16 protein-coding genes are annotated in these 20210 nt (G+C 71.0%); 8 read left to right on the forward strand and 8 right to left on the reverse strand.

The window, feature by feature from the left end:
• Window positions 1–29: 29 nt before the first annotated feature.
• Together ACQEWB_RS06245 and ACQEWB_RS06250 are read right to left on the reverse strand one after the other, a co-directional pair.
• Window positions 30–1163, reverse strand: coding sequence for an acyl-CoA dehydrogenase family protein (locus ACQEWB_RS06245; protein WP_432827886.1), 1134 nt, complete (start codon window positions 1161–1163; stop codon window positions 30–32).
• Window positions 1164–1280: 117 nt separating this feature from the next.
• Window positions 1281–2075 (reverse strand): SDR family NAD(P)-dependent oxidoreductase, encoded by a 795-nt coding sequence (locus ACQEWB_RS06250; RefSeq protein ID WP_432827888.1) that lies wholly within the window; start codon window positions 2073–2075, stop codon window positions 1281–1283.
• 127 nt (window positions 2076–2202) lie between these two features.
• Between ACQEWB_RS06250 and ACQEWB_RS06255 the strand changes: the two genes are divergently transcribed.
• The 6 genes from ACQEWB_RS06255 (at window position 2203) to pqqB (ending at window position 10415) form a co-directional block, all read left to right on the forward strand.
• Window positions 2203–3210, forward strand: coding sequence for an alcohol dehydrogenase catalytic domain-containing protein (locus tag ACQEWB_RS06255; RefSeq protein WP_432827890.1), 1008 nt, complete (start codon window positions 2203–2205; stop codon window positions 3208–3210).
• 107 nt (window positions 3211–3317) lie between these two features.
• A complete protein-coding gene (locus ACQEWB_RS06260) occupies window positions 3318–4676 on the forward strand; it encodes an FAD-dependent oxidoreductase (RefSeq protein ID WP_432827892.1) in 1359 nt (452 codons plus the stop codon).
• A 165-nt stretch (window positions 4677–4841) separates the two neighbouring features.
• On the forward strand, window positions 4842–5711 hold the full coding sequence (locus tag ACQEWB_RS06265; RefSeq protein ID WP_432827894.1) for a branched-chain amino acid ABC transporter permease: 870 nt from the start codon (window positions 4842–4844) through the stop codon (window positions 5709–5711).
• A gap of 12 nt (window positions 5712–5723) precedes the next feature.
• Window positions 5724–8240 carry a branched-chain amino acid ABC transporter ATP-binding protein/permease gene (locus ACQEWB_RS06270; protein ID WP_432827897.1) on the forward strand — a complete coding sequence of 839 codons (2517 nt, stop codon included), beginning with the start codon at window positions 5724–5726 and terminating at the stop codon, window positions 8238–8240.
• A gap of 105 nt (window positions 8241–8345) precedes the next feature.
• Window positions 8346–9503 (forward strand): ABC transporter substrate-binding protein, encoded by a 1158-nt coding sequence (locus ACQEWB_RS06275; protein WP_432827899.1) that lies wholly within the window; start codon window positions 8346–8348, stop codon window positions 9501–9503.
• A gap of 9 nt (window positions 9504–9512) precedes the next feature.
• On the forward strand, window positions 9513–10415 hold the full coding sequence (gene pqqB / locus ACQEWB_RS06280) for a pyrroloquinoline quinone biosynthesis protein PqqB (RefSeq protein ID WP_432827901.1): 903 nt from the start codon (window positions 9513–9515) through the stop codon (window positions 10413–10415).
• Here the strand turns inward: pqqB and ACQEWB_RS06285 are convergent.
• The 6 genes from ACQEWB_RS06285 to ACQEWB_RS06310 form a co-directional block, all read right to left on the reverse strand.
• Window positions 10405–12219, reverse strand: a complete 1815-nt coding sequence (locus ACQEWB_RS06285) for an RICIN domain-containing protein (protein ID WP_432827903.1) — start codon at window positions 12217–12219, stop codon at window positions 10405–10407. The genes pqqB and ACQEWB_RS06285 overlap by 11 nt on opposite strands.
• Window positions 12220–12248: 29 nt before the next feature.
• Complete coding sequence (locus ACQEWB_RS06290) at window positions 12249–14390, reverse strand: beta-galactosidase (RefSeq protein ID WP_432827905.1); 2142 nt, start codon at window positions 14388–14390, stop codon at window positions 12249–12251.
• 28 nt (window positions 14391–14418) lie between these two features.
• Window positions 14419–15339 carry a carbohydrate ABC transporter permease gene (locus ACQEWB_RS06295; RefSeq protein WP_432827907.1) on the reverse strand — a complete coding sequence of 307 codons (921 nt, stop codon included), beginning with the start codon at window positions 15337–15339 and terminating at the stop codon, window positions 14419–14421.
• Window positions 15336–16211, reverse strand: a complete 876-nt coding sequence (locus ACQEWB_RS06300) for a carbohydrate ABC transporter permease (protein WP_432827909.1) — start codon at window positions 16209–16211, stop codon at window positions 15336–15338. Before ACQEWB_RS06300 ends, ACQEWB_RS06295 begins: the two co-directional genes overlap by 4 nt.
• Window position 16212: 1 nt before the next feature.
• Entirely contained in the window at window positions 16213–17595 is a 1383-nt protein-coding gene (locus tag ACQEWB_RS06305) for an ABC transporter substrate-binding protein (protein WP_432827911.1), read from the reverse strand.
• Between the two features lie 310 nt (window positions 17596–17905).
• Entirely contained in the window at window positions 17906–18943 is a 1038-nt protein-coding gene (locus ACQEWB_RS06310) for a LacI family DNA-binding transcriptional regulator (RefSeq protein ID WP_432827913.1), read from the reverse strand.
• 165 nt (window positions 18944–19108) lie between these two features.
• On the opposite strand from ACQEWB_RS06310, the gene ACQEWB_RS06315 reads away from it, so the two are divergent.
• The gene (locus ACQEWB_RS06315) at window positions 19109–19399 is read left to right on the forward strand and encodes a hypothetical protein (protein ID WP_432827915.1); all 291 of its coding nucleotides are present in this window, start codon (window positions 19109–19111) and stop codon (window positions 19397–19399) included.
• Between the two features lie 21 nt (window positions 19400–19420).
• Window positions 19421–20191 (forward strand): SDR family NAD(P)-dependent oxidoreductase, encoded by a 771-nt coding sequence (locus ACQEWB_RS06320; RefSeq protein WP_432827917.1) that lies wholly within the window; start codon window positions 19421–19423, stop codon window positions 20189–20191.
• The last annotated feature ends 19 nt before the right edge of the window (window positions 20192–20210 follow it).

Consider the following 20210-nt stretch of genomic DNA (forward strand, 5'->3'; position numbering starts at 1 on the left):
GGGGACCTGGTTGAGCGGCCGGCGAACGATCAGCCGGTGCGGCCGCCGAGGCCGAGCAGCCCGGCCAGGCGCAGGCGATGGTCGTCGCCCGTGCCGAACAACGCCTCGTCGGCCCGCGCCCGGCGCAGATACAGATGGGCCGAATGCTCCCAGGTGAAGCCGATGCCGCCGTGGAGCTGGACGTATTCGGTGGTGGCCAGCCGGTAGGCGCCGGTGCAGGCGACGGCCGCCGCGCTCGCGGCCACGGGCAGCCCTGCCGACCCCTCGACCAGACAGGCGCTCGCGTATGCGGACGCCGACCGCGCGCCCTCCACCTCGACGAGCAGGTCCGCAAGCCGGTGCTTCACCGCCTGGAACGAGCCGATGGGGCGCCCGAACTGGGTCCGCTGGGAGACGTAACCGAGTACGGCGTCCAGGGCATGCGCACTGCCGCCGACGTGCTCGGCGGCGAGGGCAACGCGTCCGGCGTCGAGGACGGATTCGACGATGGTGGACGCCTGTCCGGGCTCACCGACCGGTTCGGCGGGCGCTCCCCGGAGGCGCACGAGGGCCTGGCGGCGCGTGGGATCGAGGACTCGCCGAGCAGTACGCTCGCATGTCGCGCTGTCGGGCTTACAGGCGAACAGCCGCTCACCGTCCGGTGCGCGGGCTGCCACCAGGAGCAGATCGGCACCCTCTCCATCGGGTACGAAGTCGACGTCGCCGCGCAACACCCAGCCGTCGGCGCCTTGTTCGGCCGCCACGTCGGCCGGCTGCACGAACCCGGCGACCGTCGCCGTGAGAGCACCGGCGGCGATCCCGGGCAGCCAGCGCGCACAGGCTCTCCGGTCACCGCTGTCCAACAGGGTGTGTCCGGCAAGGACGACGCTGGTCAGCAGCGGCACGGGACACAGCACCCGCCCGGCCTCCTCCAGCGCGACGGCGAGTTCGGCGAAGGTGTAGCCGGCGCCGCCGTACTCCTCGGGTATGGCTAGCCCGTGCACACCGATCTCACGGGCGAGCCGGTCCCAGAGTGCCTGATCGTATCCGCGCGGGCTGTCGGCCTGCTTTCGAACTTCCTCCGGACCGCACGCTTCGCTGAGCAACTCCCTTAGAACCGCTCGTAGTTGGCGTTGCTCCTCCGTCTCCCCCAGCATCACAGGATCCGCAACGAGCTGATACATCCAAACCTCCCTCACGTGCACCCACCCAAGGGGCGCGGGGCTGTATCGATTTGGGCTCCGCCACGTGGGCGCGACCAGCCACAAACAACCCGCAGCCGACCACTCCGGGCCAGGCCCTCAAACCGTGAACCGCCCACCGTTCGCAAGAAGCACGGCCCCCACGAGATTCGCCGCCTCCTCACTCACCAGGAACAACGCGACGTCGGCGATCTCCTCCGGCGTCGCATACGCCCGCACCCGCGGATCGGCGAACCCCTGCCGAAGCGCCGCAGGCGTCCGCGCCGCCATCCCCGTCTCCGTGGGCCCCGGCGCCACGACATTGACCCGAACGCCGAACGCGATCGCCTCCTTGGCCACGGACTGGCTCAGCGCATGCGCACCCGCCTTGGAGGCCGCGTAGTGCGGATAACCGGCCGGCGCATCGAAGGCCGAGGACGAGCCGACCGTGACCACCGCCCCGGACCGCCGCGGCACCATGACCCGCACAGCCGCGCGCAGAACATGGAACGTGCCGTCCAGATTGACCCGCATGACGCGCCGCCAGGCATCGTCGCCGAGCCGCCCCGTCACCTCCGGCGGCCGGTCCGCGACCAGTGCCTCGGCGATCCACTCCTTGGCCGTGGGGTCGTCGACACCGGCCGCGTGCACCACGACGTCCAGCCGCCCGTGCCTCCGTACCACCTCGTCGAAGGCCCGGTCGACCTCCGCAGGTTCGGCCACGTCGGCGGTCAGGAAGTCGGCTCGCGGCACCTCCTTCGCCACGGCCTCCGCCGCCGCCCCGTCCACGTCCACCGCGCAGACCTCCGCGCCCTGCGCGGCGAGCCGCCGGACGACCGCCGCGCCGATGCCGGATCCGGCGCCGGTGACGAGCGCGATCCGCCCGTCGAAGCGTCCCGATCGTTCACCGCCCATACACGGTCACCGCCTCCGAGTAGGTTACTGAACTGACTTCATTTTTGTTACTGTCACAGGTATGTCAACAGGCAGGACGAGAGCGTTCCGACTCACCCACTGGGGCGACCCACCGATCCTCACCGAGGTGGCACGACCCACTCCCACGGCCGAAGAGGTCCTGATCGAGGTGGAGGCGGCCGGCCTCTGCCGTTCGGACCTCCATGTCATCGACGCAGGTCCGGGCGATCTTCCGTACCGGGTCCCGTTCACGCTCGGGCACGAGGTCGCGGGCCGGGTGGTGCGGCGCGGTCCGCTGGCCGTGGGGCCGGCGGTCGGCGAGCGCGTGGTGGTCTACGGCCCCTGGGGCTGCGGGAGTTGCGCGCGCTGTGCGGCCGGAGCGGAGAACTACTGCGACCGGCGCGCGGCGCTGGACGCGGAACGCGTCGGCACCGGCGCGGGACTCGGGCGCGACGGCGGGATGGCCGACCTGATGCTCGTGCCGTCCGGGCGGCTGCTGGTCCCGGTGGGCGACCTGGCCGCCACCCGGGCGGCACCTCTGTCGGACGCCGGGCTCACCGCGTACCACTCCGTGGCCACGGTCCGGCGCGCCCTGGACGACACCCCGGGGGCGAGCGTCGTCGTGCTCGGTGTCGGCGGACTGGGGCATCTGGCCGTCCAGATCCTGCGCGCCACGACGAACGCGCAGGTGCTGGCCGTGGACGTGCGCGAGGAGGCGCTCGCCCTGGCCGACGAGTGCGGGGCACACTTCGGCACGCTCCTGCGCCCCGACACCGCGAAGGTCCTGCGGGGCCGGACGGGAGGAGCGGGGGCGGCGGCCGTGCTCGACTTCGTCGGCAGCCGTTCCAGTCTGGAGCCCGCGGTGGACGTGCTGCGGGTCGACGGAGAACTCGCCGTCGTGGGCAGCGGCGGCGGGGAGGTACTGGTCCGCAAACCCGGTGCGCTCCCTCCCGGGACGCGGATCTCGTTGCCCTTCTGGGGGACCTTGCCCGAGTTGGCAGAGGTCGTCGCCCTGGCGGGCGAGGGGGTACTGAAGGTGAAGGTGGAGCGGTTCGCGTTGTCGAGCGCAACGGAAGCCGTCGCGGCCCTCCGTTCCGGCGGCGTGCGGGGACGCGCGGTGCTGGTCCCCGACTGACCGAAATCCGTACCGCCGCACCACGTGCCTCCCACCCTCTCGACTCCAGAAGTGAGTTCAATTAGCGTCTTGTCCCACTCGGCGACACGAAGGCGGTGGGACCCGCTATGGGTACGGAGACAGTGGATCTGCTCGTGATTGGCGGCGGCATGGCGGGCCTCTCGGCGGCCGCCCGGGTGGCCGCCGACGGCGGCTCGGTGGCGCTGGTGGAGAAGGCGGACCGCCCCGGCGGCTCCGCACGCTTCGCCGGTTTCGTGTGGACGACCCCGACCGTCGAGGAGCTGCGCCGGGTCAACCCGGACGGCGACCCGGAGTTGGCCACCGCCCTGCTGGACGGGTTCGCCGACGGCGTGGCGTGGATCCGGTCGCTGGGTGTGGAGTGCCGACCGCCGGTGCCCGTGCTCGGCTTCGGCCGCGGGCACCAGGTCGACACGAACCACTACCTCGACACCTGCGAGCGGCTGATCCGCGACCGGGGCCAGGAAGTGCTGACGGACGCCTGGACCCGCTCCCTCGTGATGGAGAGCGGCGTGGTCAAAGGGGCGGACTGCGTCCGGCCAGACGGATCCGTACGCCGGATCGAGGCCACCTGGACCCTGCTGGCGACCGGCGGTTTCCAGGGCGATCCAGTCCTGCGCGCCGAGCACGTCCACCCCCAGGCGGCGGACATCGGGCTGCGGGCCAACCCGCACAGCCGGGGCGACGGTCTCGCGCTCGGACGCACCGCGGGCGCCGCGTTCGGCAAGAAGGACGCGGGGTTCTACGGCCACCTGATGCCGGCCGGCGTCTCGCTGGCCGACCCGGCGCGCTTCGTCGACCTGGCGCTCTACTACAGCGAGCACGCCCTGCTGTTCGACACGACGGGCGAGCGCTTCGTCGACGAGACGCTCGGGGACCATCTGACCACCATGGCGCTGCTCGAACGACCGGAAGCGCGCGGCCTGTTGGTGGCCGACGCGCGGGTGCACCGCGAGTGGATCAGCGCGTCGTACGTGGAGGGCATCCCCGGCGTGGACAAGTTCCAGCTGTGCCATCGCGCAGGCGCCCGCAGCGCGGTGGCGGACAGCCTGGAGGACTTCGCGTCGATGCCCGAGGAGTGGGGCTATCCCGGCGCCACGATCCGCGACCGCGTCGAGGAGTTCAACGCCACGGTGGGCGGGACCGGCGCACCGAATCCCGGCCGACTGCTCGACCGCCGACCGCTCGACGAACCGCCGTTCTACGTCATCGAGGCGGCCCCTGCGATCACCTTCACCTTCGGCGGCCTGCTAATCGACGCGAGGGCGCACGTCCTTTCCGCAGACGCGGCCGGATCAGGGCCCGTACCCGGCCTGCTCGCGGCCGGAGCGGATGCCGGCGGCCTGTACCGCCGCGCCTACGCGGGCGGCCTCGCCCCCGCCCTGGTCTTCGGCCTCGCGGCGGCACGCACCGCACTCACCGAGACGCCGACGGCCGTCGGGCGCTGAACCCCGGCCGGGCCCGCTCGGCACAAATCCCGTGCACGAGGCTTGCCCGTCCGGCACCCGAGTGCCTAGCTTACTGAATTGAGTTCACTTTAACTCTGCGGCTCGTGAGGTGATCATGCTTCTGGCACGCGTGGCGCGAACGCGCTCTTCCCCGAGGGAGGGACTGTGAGTCAGTTCCTGCTTGTCCTGGTCAGCGGTGTGGCCAGTGGAGCCGTCTACGGCCTCATGGGTCTCGGGCTGGTCATCGTCTACCGGGCCACGGACGTCGTGAACTTCGCGACGGCGTCGCTCGCGACCCTGGGCCTGTACGTGGCGCTCTCGCTCCGCGACCGCGGTGTGGCGACGGTGATCGGCATCGTCGCCGCCGTCGCGATCACCGTGGCGGCCGGCCTGCTGGTGCGGGAGACGGTGATCCGGCCGCTGGGGCAGGGGCAGTTGTTCTCCGCGCTCGTCGTGACGATGGGCGTGTCCCTGATCGCGGAGAGCACGGCCGGCTCGATCTGGGGCGACCAGCCCAAGGACTTCCCGAGCCTGGTCGGCGGGACGGTGCGCTGGTCGGGCGCCGCGGTGCCGGTCCAGAGTCTGGTGACGATCGGCGTCGCCGCCGTGGCGATGGCGCTGGTGGGCTATCTCTTCGCCCGCACCACGCTCGGCTCGGCCATGCGCGCCGTGGCCGAGTCGGCGGACACCGCCCGCGTGGTCGGGCTGAGCGCGCAGCGCCTGGCCAGGATCTCCTGGGCACTGGGCCTGGGGCTCGCCGCACTCGCCGCCTGCCTGTACGCACCGCGCTCCGGCCTGGTGCCGACCGCGCTCGTGGCGCCCCTGTTCCGCGCCTTCGCCGGAATCTTCCTGGGCGGCCTGACCAGCATGTACGGCGCCGTCCTGGGCGGCCTGACCATCGGTGTCCTGGACAACATGGCGGCGAACTACGTGTCCGCCAGCTTCCGGGACACCTTCGTTTTCTCGTTCACCGTGCTGGTGCTGCTGATCCGTCCGCAGGGCATGTTCGGCACCCGCACCTTCCAACGGGTCTGAGGGGTCGCATCCATGGTCTTCAACCGTTCCCTCCTGGCGCGGGCCGCCCTGGGCCCGGCCGCCGGCGCGGTGCTCATGGCGTTCATGGCCGCCGGCGCGATCCCCGCGTACCAGATGTACTCGGTGGGGCTCGCGGCCGTGTACACGATCGTCGTGCTGTCGGTCGGCCTGCTCGCCGGCTGGTCCGGCATCTGGTCGGTGGGCCACCCCGCGTTCTTCGCCATCGGCGCCTACTTCGCGGCCTACGGCAGCGGCCACGGCTGGTCCCTGGAGACGGTGGTCCTCGGCGCCGTCGCCACCGGCGCCGTCCTGGGCGCCTTCCTGGGGTACGCCGGTGCCAGGTTCTCGGTGCTGTACATCGCCCTGCTGACCCTCGCCTTCACCACGGTGACCCTGGAACTGGTCAACCGCTGGAGCAGCGTGACCGGCGGCGACCAAGGGGTGCCGGTGGTCCAGCTGCGCAGTGCCCTGGGCCTCGGCACGCTGGTGGGCGGCGGGAGCGATGCCCAGTACCTCGCGGTCGGGGCGGCCTCCGTGGTGCTCGCGCTGGCCGTGCCGGCCGGTTCCTCGGCGCTGCGGATGCGGCTGGTGGCCGCCAAGTCGCACCCCTTGGCCGCCCGTACGATCGGCATCGCGCCGGAGGCGCAGTCGTCGCTGTCGTTCGCGGTGAGCGGGGCCTGCACCTGCTTCGCCGGGGTGCTGCTCGGCCTGCTCACCGGGTTCGTCAGCCCGGACCCGTTCTCGCTGACCTTCGGCATCTCGCTGATAGCGGCGTGCGTGCTCGGCGGGGTCGGCACCGTCCTCGGCGCCGTGGCCGGTGGTGTCTACCTCACCTGGAACCCCTCGCTCTCGTCCGCGGTCGGGCTGCCCCAGCCGGTGGTGCAGGGCCTCGTGCTCATCGCGGTGCTGCTCTTCCTGCCCGGCGGAGTCGTGCCGTTCCTCGCCGGACTCGCACGGCGCGTACTGCGCCGGCCGGCCCTCGAAGTCCCGTTGCCCGCACAGGAGTCGGCGGAACTCCCGGTACTCCGGGCAGCCCCGCCCGAAGCCACGGGCGACGACGGCCCCGTACTGCTGCACCTGGAGCACGTGTCGGTGTCGTACGGCGGACTCAAAGCTCTGGAGGACGCCTCGCTGTCCCTGCGGCAGAACGAGATCCTGGCGGTCATCGGGCCCAACGGGGCCGGAAAGACCACCCTGTTGAACGCCCTGTCCGGGCTGACCGGCAACGGCCGGGTGAGCGGCACCGCCGACTTCGCGGGCCGGCCGCTGCTGAAGGCCCGGGCGACCGCGCGGCGGCGGCTGGGCATCGGCCGGACCTTCCAGCACGCGGAGGTCTTCTCCGAACTCACCGTCGCGGAGAACGTGTTGTGCACCCGCCGCCGTATCACCGCCAAGGACCGCGCCGACGTCATGCGGCTGCTGCACTCCGTCGGGCTCGCGGACGTGGCCGGACGACGCCCCGGAGAGCTGCCGTTCGGCCTGCAGAAGCGGCTCGACCTCGCCCGTGCGATGGCCGAGGAGCCGAAACTCCTCATCCTGGACGAGCCGTTCGGCGGGCTCGACACGGGTGAACGGGCCCTGCTCGCACAGCACATCAGGCGGCTGCACGCCGCGGGCACCGCCGTGGTGGTCATCGACCACGTCCTCGACGACCTGTTCTCCGTGGCCCACCGGGTGCTCGCCTTCGACTTCGGCCGCACGATCGGCGAGGGCACCCCGGACACCGTGCTCCAGGACCCCAAGGTGCGGTCGTCGTACCTCGGATCGGTCGACGGCAGGACCCGGCCGCCCGAGCACGTGGGTGAGCGGAGCATGATCCGCCTCAGCGGGGTCGGCCACATGTACGGCGGCGTGGTCGCCCTGCGGGACGTCGACCTCGACGTCCGCCAGGGTGTCGTGCTGGGCATCGCCGGCGCCAACGGGGCGGGCAAGAGCACGCTGGCGGGCATCCTGCACGGCTCCCTCGAACCGGCCCACGGGGCACGGGAGTCGGGCGGGACCGTCCGTACCAGCCTGGCGCCGGAAGGGCGGGCCCTGTTCAAGTCGCTGTCCCTGCGCGAGAACCTCGAAGTCGCCGCGTACGCGGCCGGTATCACCGGCGCTCCCCTGCGTGAGCGGTTGGAGGAGACCGTCCAGTGGCTGCCGGCCCGGCTGCGCGACCGGTTGTCCGCCTCCGCCGGCGGGCTGTCCGGCGGCGAGCAGCAGATGCTCGCCATCGCCCGGGCCCTGATCGTCGCGCCGGACGTCCTGATCGTCGACGAACCCGCGCTCGGCCTCGCCCCCGCCCTGGTCGACGAGGTGTACGACCGGCTGGCCCGGCTGGCCCACGACGGCCTGACGGTCGTACTGCTGGAACAGCTGCTCAGCCGGGCCCTGTCCGTCAGCCACGAGGTGGCCGTGCTGCACGAGGGCGTCGTCGCCGCCCACGGGCGCCCGGACGACCCGGAGTTCGCGGCCGTGGCGGAGGCTGCGTACTTCGGCGGCGGCCTCTCCGGCGAACTCGAATCCCGTAGCGAAATCCCGTTGTGAACTCCCTTTGTGAACTCACGTTGTTGTGAACTCCCGTTGTGAACGAGGTGGACCGTGTTCCGGACAATCAGAAAATTCCGCCGCGCCGCGGGAACGATGGCCGTCATGGCGGCGGTGGCGCTGACCGCCAACGCGTGCGCGGGTCAGGACTCCGCGAGTGCCGGCGGTAACTCATCCGAGATCCACATCGGTGCCTGGCTGCCCCTCACCGGCGCCACCGCCACGTACGGCGTGGGCGAGAAGGCGGGTGCCGACGCGTACTTCAAGATGCTCAACGCCCAGGGCGGCGTCAACGGACGGAAGATCAAGTGGACCGTCAAGGACAACGCCGCGGACCCGCAGCAGACCGTGCAGATCGCACGTGAACTGGTGGGCCAGGACAAGGTGGTCGCCATCGTCAACGCGAACGGCACCTCGCAGGCGGAGGCGGCCTTCCCGTTCGTCCTCAACCAGTCAAAGGTGCCGGTCCTCAACGAGGTGGGTGGCACCGAGTCCTGGTACAAGCCGCCGCGCGCAGGCCTGTTCGGCACCCAGACCCTGTACGAGGACCAGGCCGCGGCGATCGCCGCCTGGGCGGTGCAGGACGGCGCGAAGAAGATCCTCGTCGTGCACAGTGACCCGGCGGCCTTCGTGAACGTGGCCAAGCAGGTGGAGCCCGTCGCGAAGAAGGTGGATCCCTCGGTCGAGGTGGACCGGCTCGCGGTCAAGTACCAGACCACCGACTACACCCCGGTGATCAGCAAGGTGAAGGCCGCGAAACCCCAGGCGGTGATCGTGATCCTCACCTCCCCCGAGGCGGCCGCCTTCCTCAAGGAGGCCAAGCTCCAGGGGCTCTCCCTGCCCACCTACGCCTACGCGCCGGTGGCCGCCGAGTCCACGATCGCGCTGGCCAAGGACGCGGCCGAGGGCCTCAAGGCCGTACAGCTGGTGAAGGCGCCCTCCGACAGTGACCCCGCGGTGAAGGAGTTCCGGACCGCGATGGCCAAGTACGAGCCCGGTCAGGACGCCGGTTTCCTCGCCCTGTGGGGCTGGAGCAACGCCAAGGTGTTCGCCGACATCGCGAAGACCGTCAAGGGGCCCGTCACGTCCCAGGCCCTCACGGCGGCGTATCAGAAGGCGTCCTCGGTCGACCCGGGGGTGTCACCGGTCATGAAGTTCAGTGCGAGCAACCATCTCGGCACGCGCAGTGTGCAGCGGGTGGTCGTGAAGAACGGTGTCTGGACGTCCGTCGGCGACTTCTACACGCCTCCGGCCCGCGACTAGAGTTCCACCGTGCAGCTGAGGATCCTCGGTACGGCCGCCGGTGGCGGTCTCCCCCAGTGGAACTGTGCGTGCCCCGGATGCGCCGGGGCACGCCGAGACCCCACCCGGCGGCGCCTCCACGACGGACTGGCCGTCCATGGACCGGACTCGTCCTCCTGGTTCCTCGCCAACGCCACCCCGGACATCGCCGAACAACTCGAAATCCACCCCGACTTGCGCCCGGACGCCGGGCACGCCCGCACCCCGGTGGTGCGTGTGGTCCTCACCGACGCCGAACTCGACCACGTCCTGGGCCTGTTCCGACTGCGCGAGGCATCCCGCATCGAGGTCTGGGCGACGGAACCGGTACGCCGGGCGCTGCTCACGCGGCTCCAACTCGCCGACGTACTCGACCCGTACACCCGCCTGTCCTGGCACGACCTCCCTGCGGCCGGCGAGGCACCACCGGCGGAGCTCGCCGACCTCCAGGTCGAGGCGGTGCCCCTGTCGGCCAAGCGCCCGCGGTACGCCGCCGACGAACCCGCCCACCCCGCCTGGAGCGTGGCCCTGCGCGTGCACGACCCGCGGACCGGAAGGACCGCGCTCTACGCACCCGCCCTCGCCACCTGGACCGACGCCTTCGACAAGGAGACCGCCCGCGCCGACTGCGTACTGCTCGACGGGACCTTCCTCGACGAGGAGGAACCGCGCCGCACCGGCATCTCGGAGCGCACGGCCTCCGGCATGGGGCATCTGCCGATCGAGGGCCCGCAGGGCACCGCCCGACGCCTGCACCGCGCGGCACCGGAACTCCGCTACTACACCCACCTCAACAACACCAACCCGCTGACCGACCCCGCGGATCCCGCCCACGAGCGGCTCGCCGGACTGGGGCTGCGCGTCGCCGCCGAGCGGATGGTTGTCACCCTGTGAGCCACGGGACCAGGCGCCACTCCTGCGAGCCGTCGTCGAGAGCGTTCTGCAGGGTCAGCGGCGCCCCGGGGGACCCGCCGGTCAGATAGACGTCCGTGTTCCTGACCGCCTGGAACCGGTAGTAGCCGTCGGTCGTTCTGATCAAATTCCAGCTGCCTGCCGGGCTGTTGTCGACCCACTGGCCGATCCGCCGGCCGACCGTCGGGTTCCCCGTCCAGATGGCCGCCGCGCGGCCGCCCGCCTTGTTCAGCAGAGTCGTGCCGCCCTTCGGCTCGGTCACCACATGCCAGTACTGGGTGTCCTGGTCGGCCGCGGACCCGGAGTCCTCCAGGATTACGTCGGGTACGTCGCCGTTCCCGATGTTCGCGTCGTTGGTCCGGCCTCCGGTGCCGATCACCTGGCCGGTCCTGCGGTTCACCAACCGGTAGTAGGCGCCCGCCGAGTGGCCGAGGTCGACCTCGGCGTACGCGATCGTCGACGTGTCCTGGTTGTTGAGGACGGCGATACGGCCCGTGCCGGCGACGTACTGGAGGTTGCGGCTGTACCCGGCCCGCGAGGTCGTCTGGTACTCCTTCCACACGCCGTCGCTACGACCGCTGCCGTTGACCCAGACATTGCCACTGCCGGCGGCGTTGTAGACCAACCGCCCGTCGGGAAGCCGCACGATGACCGGGCTGCCGCCCGTGGCGAGCGGACGGGAACCGGTGTCGACCGGGAGCGAGGTGACGGGGTTGCCCGTCGAGCCCCGGTAGAAGGACAGCGGGTCAGCGGCCAAGGCGTACCGGGTGTTGGTACCGCCGCCCCAATACTCGTACGTGAGCAGCCACTTGCCGTCCTTCGTCGGGACGACGTTCGTCATGCCCGGCCGTCCGCCGCCGATCTCCGTCTTGCCGCCGCCCATGTCCTGGTTCAGTCCGGCGATGTCGACGACGGGTGAACTCCACTGCGCGCTACGGCCGTTCCACGTCTTGTGGACGAGGATCTGGCCGTGGGAGTCGCCGACGATGTCGTTCGCCGGGTCCGGGATCGGGGCGCCGGTGACCGGATCGACGCCGAGGTAGTCGTTCTCGTCGGAGTAGTAGCAGACGAGCCGGCCCTTGTAGACCATCAGGTACGGCTCCCAGAGGGGGTCAACCTGCCGGTGGCTGTTGGCCGTTGCGACGTTCTGACCGATCGCACCCGCGCTGCCGCCCTGCCAGCCGCCGGTGGCGATGACGTTGAGGACCTTCCAGGTCGCGCCCTCGTCGGTGCTGGAGTACAGGGCGATCGCCAGGTCGCTCCGGTCGCCGTCGTTGGACGGTGTCCAGCTCGGGTCGGCCGCCTTGTGCTCCTTGTAGTAGTGGTCGTCGCCGGACACGACGCTCGCCAGCAGCAGCGTGCCCGCCTTCAGCCTTCCGATGTCCTGCGGGAGCGTGTAGAGGTACGGGTTGGTCCAATTGCTCGTGTACTTGGCGTACTTGGGGTCGCTGGAGAGGTATGCGGGAGCCTTCACCTGGGACAGCGGCTGCCACGAGGTGCCGTAGTCGTCGCTCTTGTAGACGGGGAGGGTCTCGCCGTCGGCGCTTCCGGTCCCCGGTACGACGGTGGCCTTCTCGAAGGAGGCGACCAGGCGTCCGCTCGGCAACTGAGCCGACTTGGGGTAGACGGCACAGTTGCCGCGGCCCTTGAGACAGGGCTCGTTGCCGAGTTGATAGAGGATCCCGCCCGTCGGGGCGTACGCCTGCGCGCTACTCAACGGGATCGCCGTCAGCGCGGACGCCATGACGAAAGTGCCCAGCACCTTGCCCAGCCGTCTTCTCTGCATGACCTCTCCTTCGAGGGATGACCAGTTGTTCAGGAGGTGGCGAACACCCGCACGTCCCAGGCGCCCAACTCCACTTCCGTACCTGCGGAGATGGAGAGGTCGTCCAGGACGTCGGTCAGATCCACGGGCGCGGTGACTGTGACGGACTCCCAGCTCCAGTTGTGGACGACGTGCACGCGGCGCCCGTCGGGCGAAGTGCCGGTGGTGACGGTGACCGTGTCCGGGAGGTCGTCCCAGCCGTGGCTCGGCGAGGGCGCCAGCCACTCCGCCAGCCCCCGGGCGAGGGCGCGGTCGGGGACCGTGCCGACGTGGGTGACGCGGCCCGCGCCGTGGCGGCGGGTGGTGGCGGCGGGCCAGCGGCCGAAGTGCGGATGCCGGTAGGCGGCGAGGACCTCGGCGTCGGTGACGGTCAGGCCGTCGGCCCAGTGGGTCGCCGTCGCCTCCGGCGGGAGGTCGAGGGGGCTGCCGGAGGCGGCGTGGACCGGGATGGCGTCGGTGAGATTGCTGAATTCGTCGTACGTGACTCCGGCGGCCTCGGTCAGGCGTCCGGGCGCCGGGTCGAGCCGGGCCCGGCCCTCGTGGTCGGCGTAGCCGGTGCGCGGGCCGAGGACGAGGTGGCCGCCGGCGTGGGCATAGGCGGCCAGCCAGTCGAGGGTCGTATCGGCGGCGAGGTAGAGCGCCGGGACGACGAGGACGGGGTGGCGGCGGGCGGCCTCCTCCGGTGCCGGACCCGGCATCTCGCCCTGCGGGTCGTGCAGTTGGCGGGCGTGCATGATGCGCACCTGGCGGCCGGACTCGAAGGCGCCGCGGTAGAAGGGGTCGAAGATGCGGTGGTAGGCGGCGGGGTCGGGCTCGCCGTCGGCCGTGGCGAGCGGCGGGTGCTTCTCCATGAGCCACTTGCTGGGCGTCGAGTAGACCATCGTGATGTCGGCATCGGGTTCGAGCCCGGCGACGAGTGGGCCGGCCTTCTCGAACTCGGCGCCCAGGCGTGCGAGTTCGGCGTACACGCGGCCCGGCTGTCCGCTGTGCGGCAGGACGCCGCCCCAGTAGGTCTCGGCGCCGAAGCGCAGGGTCTGCCACTGCCAGTACTCGATCATCCGCGCACCGCGCGCCACGTGCGCCCAGGCCGCCTGGCGCCACTGGCCGTCGTATGCGGGGCGGTTGTCCCAGGCCATGCCGATGGCGCCCGCGTTGGTCTCCGTCACCAGGAACGGCTCCTGGCGGGAGGAGAACATCCAGTCGGCGGTCTGGTACATCGACCAGACGCCGGTGGTCTTCCACATCTGCCGGTGGTCGTCGGGCGTGGGGTCGGGGAGCAGGAGGCCGTCCTGCATGTCGTAGTACGGGTTGCCGGCGGCGATGTCGAGGCGGGCGGAGAGTTCGTCGTCCTGGACGCCCTGGCGGGTGTAGGAGATGCAGGTGGTGACGAACTGCCCGTCGCGGGCGTACTCGCGGACGAGGTCGGCCTGCCAGCCGATGAACTCGGTGACCTGGCGGGCCTGGAACTCCCGCCAGGCGACGTCGTATTGGGGCTGCGCGTTGCCGTCCGGGGTCCACAGGTCGGACCAGTCGGCCAGCCGGTGGGACCAGTAGACCAGGCCCCATTCGCGGTTGAGGGTGTCGACGTCGCCGTACTTGGCGCGCAGGTGGTCGACGAAGCGCTGGAAGACGCCGTGGTTGTGGAAGAGGTGCAGGCCGGGTTCGTTGTCGACCTGCCAGCCGATGACGGCGGGGTGGTCGGCGTAGCGGGCGGCGATCTTGCGGATGATCCGTTCGGCGTGGAAGCGAAAGGCGGGGTGGGTGAAGTCCACCTCCTGGCGGCCGCCCCAGCCGAGGCGCCGGCCGGTGGCGTGCTCGGCGGTGATCTCCGGGTACTGCCGGGCCAGCCACGGCGGCACCGCGTACGTCGGTGTCCCGAGGATCACGGAGATGCGGCGCTCGTGGGCGCCGTCGAGGACGGGTTGGAGCCAGTCGAGGTCGAAGCGGCCGTTGTCCGGTTCCCAGGTCGACCAGACCGACTCGCCCACCCGGATCACGGTGAAGCTCGCCTCGGCCATCAGGTCGAGGTCGGTCTTCAGCCGTTCGTCGGGCCGCAGCCGGGGGTCGTACTCGGGGGTGTACTCGTGGTAGTAAGCGGCGCCGAACAGGACGCGGGCGGGCAGAACCGCCATGAACCGACCTCCGTGTGAATAGGGGGAGTTACTGCTTGACGCCGCCGGTCGCCAGGCCGCTCTGCCAGTAGCGCTGGAGCAGCAGGAAGGCGACGACGAGCGGCACGACGGACAGGAGTGACCCGGTGACGACGAGCGGGAGCATGTCGCTGCTCGCGCCCGCCCCGCCGTTCTGGGCCTGCTGGGCCCAGGAGGAGAGGCCGACCGTGATCGGGTACAGCTTCGGGTCGTTGAGCATGATCAGTGGCAGGAAGTAGTTGTTCCAGGTCGCTACGAGCGTGAAGAGCAGGACGGTGACCAGGCCGGGGGCCAGCAGCCGGAGCGCGATCCGGAAGAAGATCCGGGCCTCCCCCGCGCCGTCGATGCGGGCGGCCTCCAGGAGGCTGTCGGGGACGGCGTCGGCGGCGTGGACGCGCATGAGGTAGAGGCCGAAGGGGTTGACCAGGGAGGGCAGGATGACCGCCCAAGGGGTGTTGACCAGGCCGACCTTGGCGAACAGGAGGTAGGTCGGGATCGCCAGCGCGGTCGCCGGGACCATGATGGCGCCGAGGACCAGGTTGAAGGCGGCCCGGTCGCCGCGGAAGCGGAACTTGGCGAAGCCGTACCCGCCGGCGGCCGCGAGCATGGCGGCGCCGCACGCGCTGACCACGGCGTATACGGCCGTGTTGAGCAGCCAGTGCACGAAGACGCCGTCGTCCTGGGTGAAGGTGGCCCGGATGTTCGCGAGCAGCCGCGGGGTGGGCGGGAACCACAGGCCGAAGCTGTTGAAGAGGTCCTGGGTGCTCTTGGTCGAGGCGACCAGCAGCCAGAAGAGCGGGAGCAGGAAGTAGGCCAGCGCGGCCAGCATGGCGATGGTGAGCGGGGTGCTGCGGCGGCGGACGGCCGGGCGGCGTCGTACGGGCGCGGCTGGGGGCGATGTGGTCGCCGGTGGCCGCAGGGTGGTCGTCATGCGGGCCTCCGGCGGTTCGCGGTGAGGAGTACGGCGTAGGAGGCGATGACGATGACCAGGCCGAGGAGGAAGGAGACCGTGGCCGCGTAGTCGATCTGGTCGCCGGTGAAGGCGAGGGAGTAGGCGTAGAGGTTGGCGGTGTAGGAGCTGCTGATCACGTCGGGGGCGATCTTCATCAACAGGCTCGGCTCGTTGAAGAGTTGGAAGCTGCCGATCACCGAGAACAGCAGGGTGAGCAGCAACGCCGGTCGCAGCGCGGGGAGTTTGATCGACCAGGCGATCCGCCAGGGGCCCGCGCCGTCCATCGCGGCGGCCTCGTACAGGTCGGTCGGGACGGTGCGCAGTGCCGCGTACAGGATGATCATGTTGTAGCCGACGAACTCCCAGGTCACGATGTTCGCCAGGCTGCCGAGCATCCAGCCGTCGCTCAGGAAGTGCGGGGCCGGCAGGTGCAGTTGGCGGCTCAGCTGGGCGAAGGGGCCGAAGTCGGGGCCGTACAGGTAACCCCACATCAGCGCGGCGACCACGCTCGGGACGGCGTACGGCACGAAGATGCCCAGGCGGATGACGCGGGCGAGTCGCAGCAGGCCGCTGTCGAGGGCGAGGGCGAACGCCAGGGCCAGCAGCAGCATCAGCGGGACCTGGATGAGGAAGAAGAGGGCCACCCGGCCGACGCCGTGCAGGAGGAGCGGGTCCTTGAGGGCGGTGAGGTAGTTGTCGAGGCCGACGAAGACCGTGCCGCCGACGAGGCGTTGCTGGAACAGGCTGAGGTAGGCGGCGTAACCGAGCGGGGCGAGGAAGAGGAGGAGGAACAGGATCAGGAAGGGGGCGACGAAGAGGGGGCCCGCCCGCCTCGAGTGAGCGGCGGCCATGTCAGGACTCCTTGACGGTGAAGCCCTGCTTCTTGGCGTACGAGGTGAGCCGTGACTGCCAACTGCCCAGCGCGGCCACGGTGTCGGACTTGTCGGCGAGGGACTTGCCGACGGTCTCGGTCCAGTCGGTCGCCGCCTGGTCCAGGAACGGCGGCCACTGGAAGGACGTGGAGACCGTGCCACTGATGTCGGCGAAGACCTGGTTGACCTTCTGGCCGCCGTAGAAGTCGGGCGCCTCTCCGGTGAAACTCGCGTCGGCGAGCAGGGACTTGGTCGCCGGGAAGAAGAACTGCTTGGTGGCGAACATCTTGGCGGTGGCCGGTTCGCTGTTGAGGAACTGGGCGAACTGCGCTGCCGCGATGGGGTTCTCGGTGGACTTGACGACGGCGGTGGTGGAGCCGCCCCAGTTGCCGGAGACCGGCTTGGCGGCGTCCCACTGCGGGAGCGGGGCCGCGCGCCAGTCGCCCGAGGTGGACTTGGCGGAGCCGGAGAGGAAGGCCGGGCCCCAGGCGGCGGTGAGCCAGGTGGCGTACTTGCCCTTGTTGAACCCGGCGTACCAGGCGTCGGTGAAGTCGGGGTCGGTGCTGATGACGCCCTCCTTGGCGAGCCCGCCCCAGTAGTCGCCGAGCTTCCTGGAGACGGCGTCGTCGACGCTGATGGAGAGGGTGCTCCTGCCCGAGGTGGCGTAAGGCTTCGCGCCCGCCTGCCACAACAGGCCGTGCCAGGCGGCGGGTTCGTTCGCAGCGAGGTTCGTCAGGTAGACGTCCGGGGCGGACTTGTGGAGGCTGCGGGCCGCGGCGGCGAACTCCTCCCAGGTGCGCGGGACTTGGATGCCGTGCTGGTCGAAGATGTCCTTGCGGTAGAGCATCCCCATGGGGCCGGTGTCCTGGGGTATCGCCCAGACCTCGCCGTCGGGTCCGCTCACCTGGCTCCAAGTCCAGTCGACGAACCGGTCCTTGAGGGACGAGGCGCCGTAACGGCTCAGGTTCAGCAGGCTGTCGGTGATGGTGAAGGTGGGGATCGCCTGGTACTCGATCTGCGCCAGGTCGGGGGCGCCGCTGCCGGCCTTGAGCGCGGTGCGCAGCTTGGTGTAGTGGGTGACGCCCTGGCCGGCGTTGACGACCTTGACCTTGATGGCCGGGTACTTCTCCTCGAACAGCGCGACCTCGTCGGCGATGTCCGGCACCCAGGTCCAGAAGGTGAGTCGGGTCGGCGTCTTCATCGCCTTGTCGATGTCGGCCTGGCCGACCGGTTTGGCGGCGCCGGAGGAGCCACCGGAGTCGCCGCCGCACGCGGTGAGCGCGGCGCCGAGGGAGAGCGCACCGGTCGCGGCGAGGAACCGCCGGCGGCTGAGAGAGGAGGTGGGGAGGAAGGATCCGGGCATGGTGAACTCCCGCCGATGGGCAGAGGGACGGCACGCCTGGCGAGGGCGCGTCGCGCGGGTGGGAAGGGGGAGGTGAAGACGAACCGGCCGAACCGCTCACCGGCCCTGGCACGACCGGTCTTCCAGCGGACCGGTCATGACCGGCCGTCCGGCGTGACCGGTCGTCCGACGTGACCGGCCGTCCGACGTGACCGGCCGTCCGGCGTGACCGGTCGTTCGGCGGACCGGCCGTCCGGCGGACCGGCCGTCAAACGGGACGAGTCGTTCAACAGTCCGGCCGTCAGCCGGACCGGTCGTTCAGCGGAGCCGTCTAGCGGACCGGCGGAGGAGCCGTGGAGCCCCGTACGACGAGGTCGACCGGTGGGTCGCTCGCCGGGGCCGGCTCCGCGTCCGGCTTCTCGATGGCCTGCACCAGCAGCCGCAGACCCTCCTGCGCCACCGCGTCGAACGGCTGGCGCACCGTCGTGAGCGGAGGCGTGACATATGCGGAGACGGGGATGTCGTCGAAGCCGACGACACTCACGTCCTCCGGTACCCGCAGGCCGGCGTCGGCCAGCCCGCGGATCAGGCCGATGGCCATGTCGTCGTTGGCGGCGAAGACCGCGGTGACCTCACCGGCGGCGGCGAGTTCCTGGCCCGCCGCGTAGCCGGACGCCGCCGACCAGTCGCCCTCGACGACGGGCGGCTGCCGCCGGTCGCGGGCGGCCAGCGCGGCACGCCAGCCGATCAGCCGGTCCCGGGCCGCGAACCACCGTTGCGGACCGGCGAGGTGATGGACCGTCACATGACCGAGGTCCAGCAGGTGTTCGGTGGCCGCCCGCGCCAGCGACTCCGCGCCGACGCCCGCGGTCACGACCCGGGGAGAACCGAACTCCGCGGGCGCACCCAGCACCAGGACCGGCACGTCCACGCTGAGCGACGGCGTCCCCTCGTCGATCGGTTCGGAGACCACGATGCCGTCGACGCCCTGGTCGAGGAGCGACTCGACGGCCCCGGCGATACCGCCGGGTTCGCCCTCCAGTGTGTTGACGACGCGGAGCGCGTAGCCCGCGTCCCGGGTGGCCCGCTCGATGCCGATGAGCAGTGAGGCGGGTCCGTACAGGGCGGTGCCGAGGGTGACGACGCCGATGGAGCGGGTGCGGCCCGAGGCCAGGGCGCGGGCCGCGTTGTTCAGGCGGTAGCCGAGCCCCTCGGCGGCTTCGAGCACCCGTCGGCGGACGTCCTCCGACACGTACCGTTCGCCGTTGAAGACCCGGGAGACCGTCTTCTGCGAGACGCCGGCCAGCCGGGCCACGTCCACGGCACGCGGCGCCGTCGCACCGCCGCCCTGCGCTCCGACTCGCGTCATCTCCGGTCTCCCGATCTCCGTCGGCTCAAATCCTAGCCAGCCACGGCGAGCGCTCCAGGAGCGCCCGGCCCGCTTGTGACTGCGCTGTCATGTCTGCGCAGTCACATGTCTACGCAGTCACACCGGAGGTGTCAAGACTTCGCGCAGCGTCAGGCTGTTCAGCGCTTGCCGTGCCGACGCGCCGACTCGCAGGCCTCCGGCGCGCCCGGCGCGTACGGCGCCTCGCTGATCGCCGAACCGTTCAAGCGCACCTTCTGGACCCTGTCGGCCTGGCAGGACAAGGAGTCGCTCTACACCTACGCGAGGACCGAGCCGCACCGGTCGATCATGACCGGCCCGCGCTCCACGTCGAAGGACTCGACCTTCACCTTCTGGCAGGTCCCGGCGGCCGGCCTGCCCCTCGACCGGACGGAGGCTCGGCGACGGCTCGCGGAGCAGCGGACCTCCGACGCCTGAATCACCCTTACAGTGATCGCCATGGCGAGCATCACCGACCGTACGGTCCTCATCGTCGGCGCCTCCTCGGGCATAGGCGCGGAGGTGGCGCGCCGGCTCGCCCCCGGCGGCAACCGGCTCGTCATCACCGCCCGGCGCGCTCCCGAACTGGCCGCCGTGGCAAAGGAGATCCGCTCCGGCGGCGGCAGCTGCCTGGACATCGCCGCGGACGCCCTCGACCCGGAAGCCGCCGCAGGGGTGGTCGCGGCCGCCGTCACCGAGTACGGCTCCGTCGACGTCGCACTGCTCAACGCGGGCCAGGGCCCGGACATGGCCATGGACCAGGTCGGCGTGCCGGACGTCGCCCGCATCATGGCGCTCAACTACGACGTGGTCGTCAACTACCTCATCCCGCTGATCCAGCAGATGACGACCCAGGCGGACGGCGGTCTCGTCGCCCACACCAACTCGCTCGCGGGGCTGATGGGCATCCCCCGCCAGGGCCCGTACTCCGCTGCGAAGGCGGCGGTCCGCACACTCCTCGACGCCGCGCGCGTCGAACTGGCGCCCAGGGGTGTCCGGTTCACGTCGATCCACCCGGGCTTCGTCGCCACCGAGCGCATCAGTGACGACGGCCTGCCCAAGCCGTTCCAGATCAGTCAGGAGCGCGCGGCCCGGTACGTCGTGCGCGCCCTGGAGAAGGAACCGGCCAACGCGTACTTCCCCTGGCCGACGGCGGCACTGGTCCGTACCCTGCGCAACCTGCCCACGCCGGTGTCCGCACGGGTGCTGCGGAAACTGGCCTCTCTCTAGCGCTCTCGCCTGCGGGTGG

This window comes from Streptomyces sp. CA-249302, from assembly GCF_050936785.1.
Lineage (GTDB): Bacteria > Actinomycetota > Actinomycetes > Streptomycetales > Streptomycetaceae > Streptomyces.

Coding starts and splice junctions, on each gene's coding strand:
- ACQEWB_RS06245 (WP_432827886.1), bottom strand. CDS start 1,163: ATGTATCAGCTCGTTGCGGATCCTGTGATGCTGGGGGAGACGGAGGAG.
- ACQEWB_RS06250 (WP_432827888.1), bottom strand. CDS start 2,075: ATGGGCGGTGAACGATCGGGACGCTTCGACGGGCGGATCGCGCTCGTC.
- ACQEWB_RS06260 (WP_432827892.1), top strand. CDS start 3,318: ATGGGTACGGAGACAGTGGATCTGCTCGTGATTGGCGGCGGCATGGCG.
- ACQEWB_RS06270 (WP_432827897.1), top strand. CDS start 5,724: ATGGTCTTCAACCGTTCCCTCCTGGCGCGGGCCGCCCTGGGCCCGGCC.
- ACQEWB_RS06275 (WP_432827899.1), top strand. CDS start 8,346: ATGGCGGCGGTGGCGCTGACCGCCAACGCGTGCGCGGGTCAGGACTCC.
- ACQEWB_RS06285 (WP_432827903.1), bottom strand. CDS start 12,219: ATGCAGAGAAGACGGCTGGGCAAGGTGCTGGGCACTTTCGTCATGGCG.
- ACQEWB_RS06290 (WP_432827905.1), bottom strand. CDS start 14,390: ATGGCGGTTCTGCCCGCCCGCGTCCTGTTCGGCGCCGCTTACTACCAC.
- ACQEWB_RS06295 (WP_432827907.1), bottom strand. CDS start 15,339: ATGACGACCACCCTGCGGCCACCGGCGACCACATCGCCCCCAGCCGCG.
- ACQEWB_RS06300 (WP_432827909.1), bottom strand. CDS start 16,211: ATGGCCGCCGCTCACTCGAGGCGGGCGGGCCCCCTCTTCGTCGCCCCC.
- ACQEWB_RS06305 (WP_432827911.1), bottom strand. CDS start 17,595: ATGCCCGGATCCTTCCTCCCCACCTCCTCTCTCAGCCGCCGGCGGTTC.
- ACQEWB_RS06310 (WP_432827913.1), bottom strand. CDS start 18,943: ATGACGCGAGTCGGAGCGCAGGGCGGCGGTGCGACGGCGCCGCGTGCC.
- ACQEWB_RS06320 (WP_432827917.1), top strand. CDS start 19,421: ATGGCGAGCATCACCGACCGTACGGTCCTCATCGTCGGCGCCTCCTCG.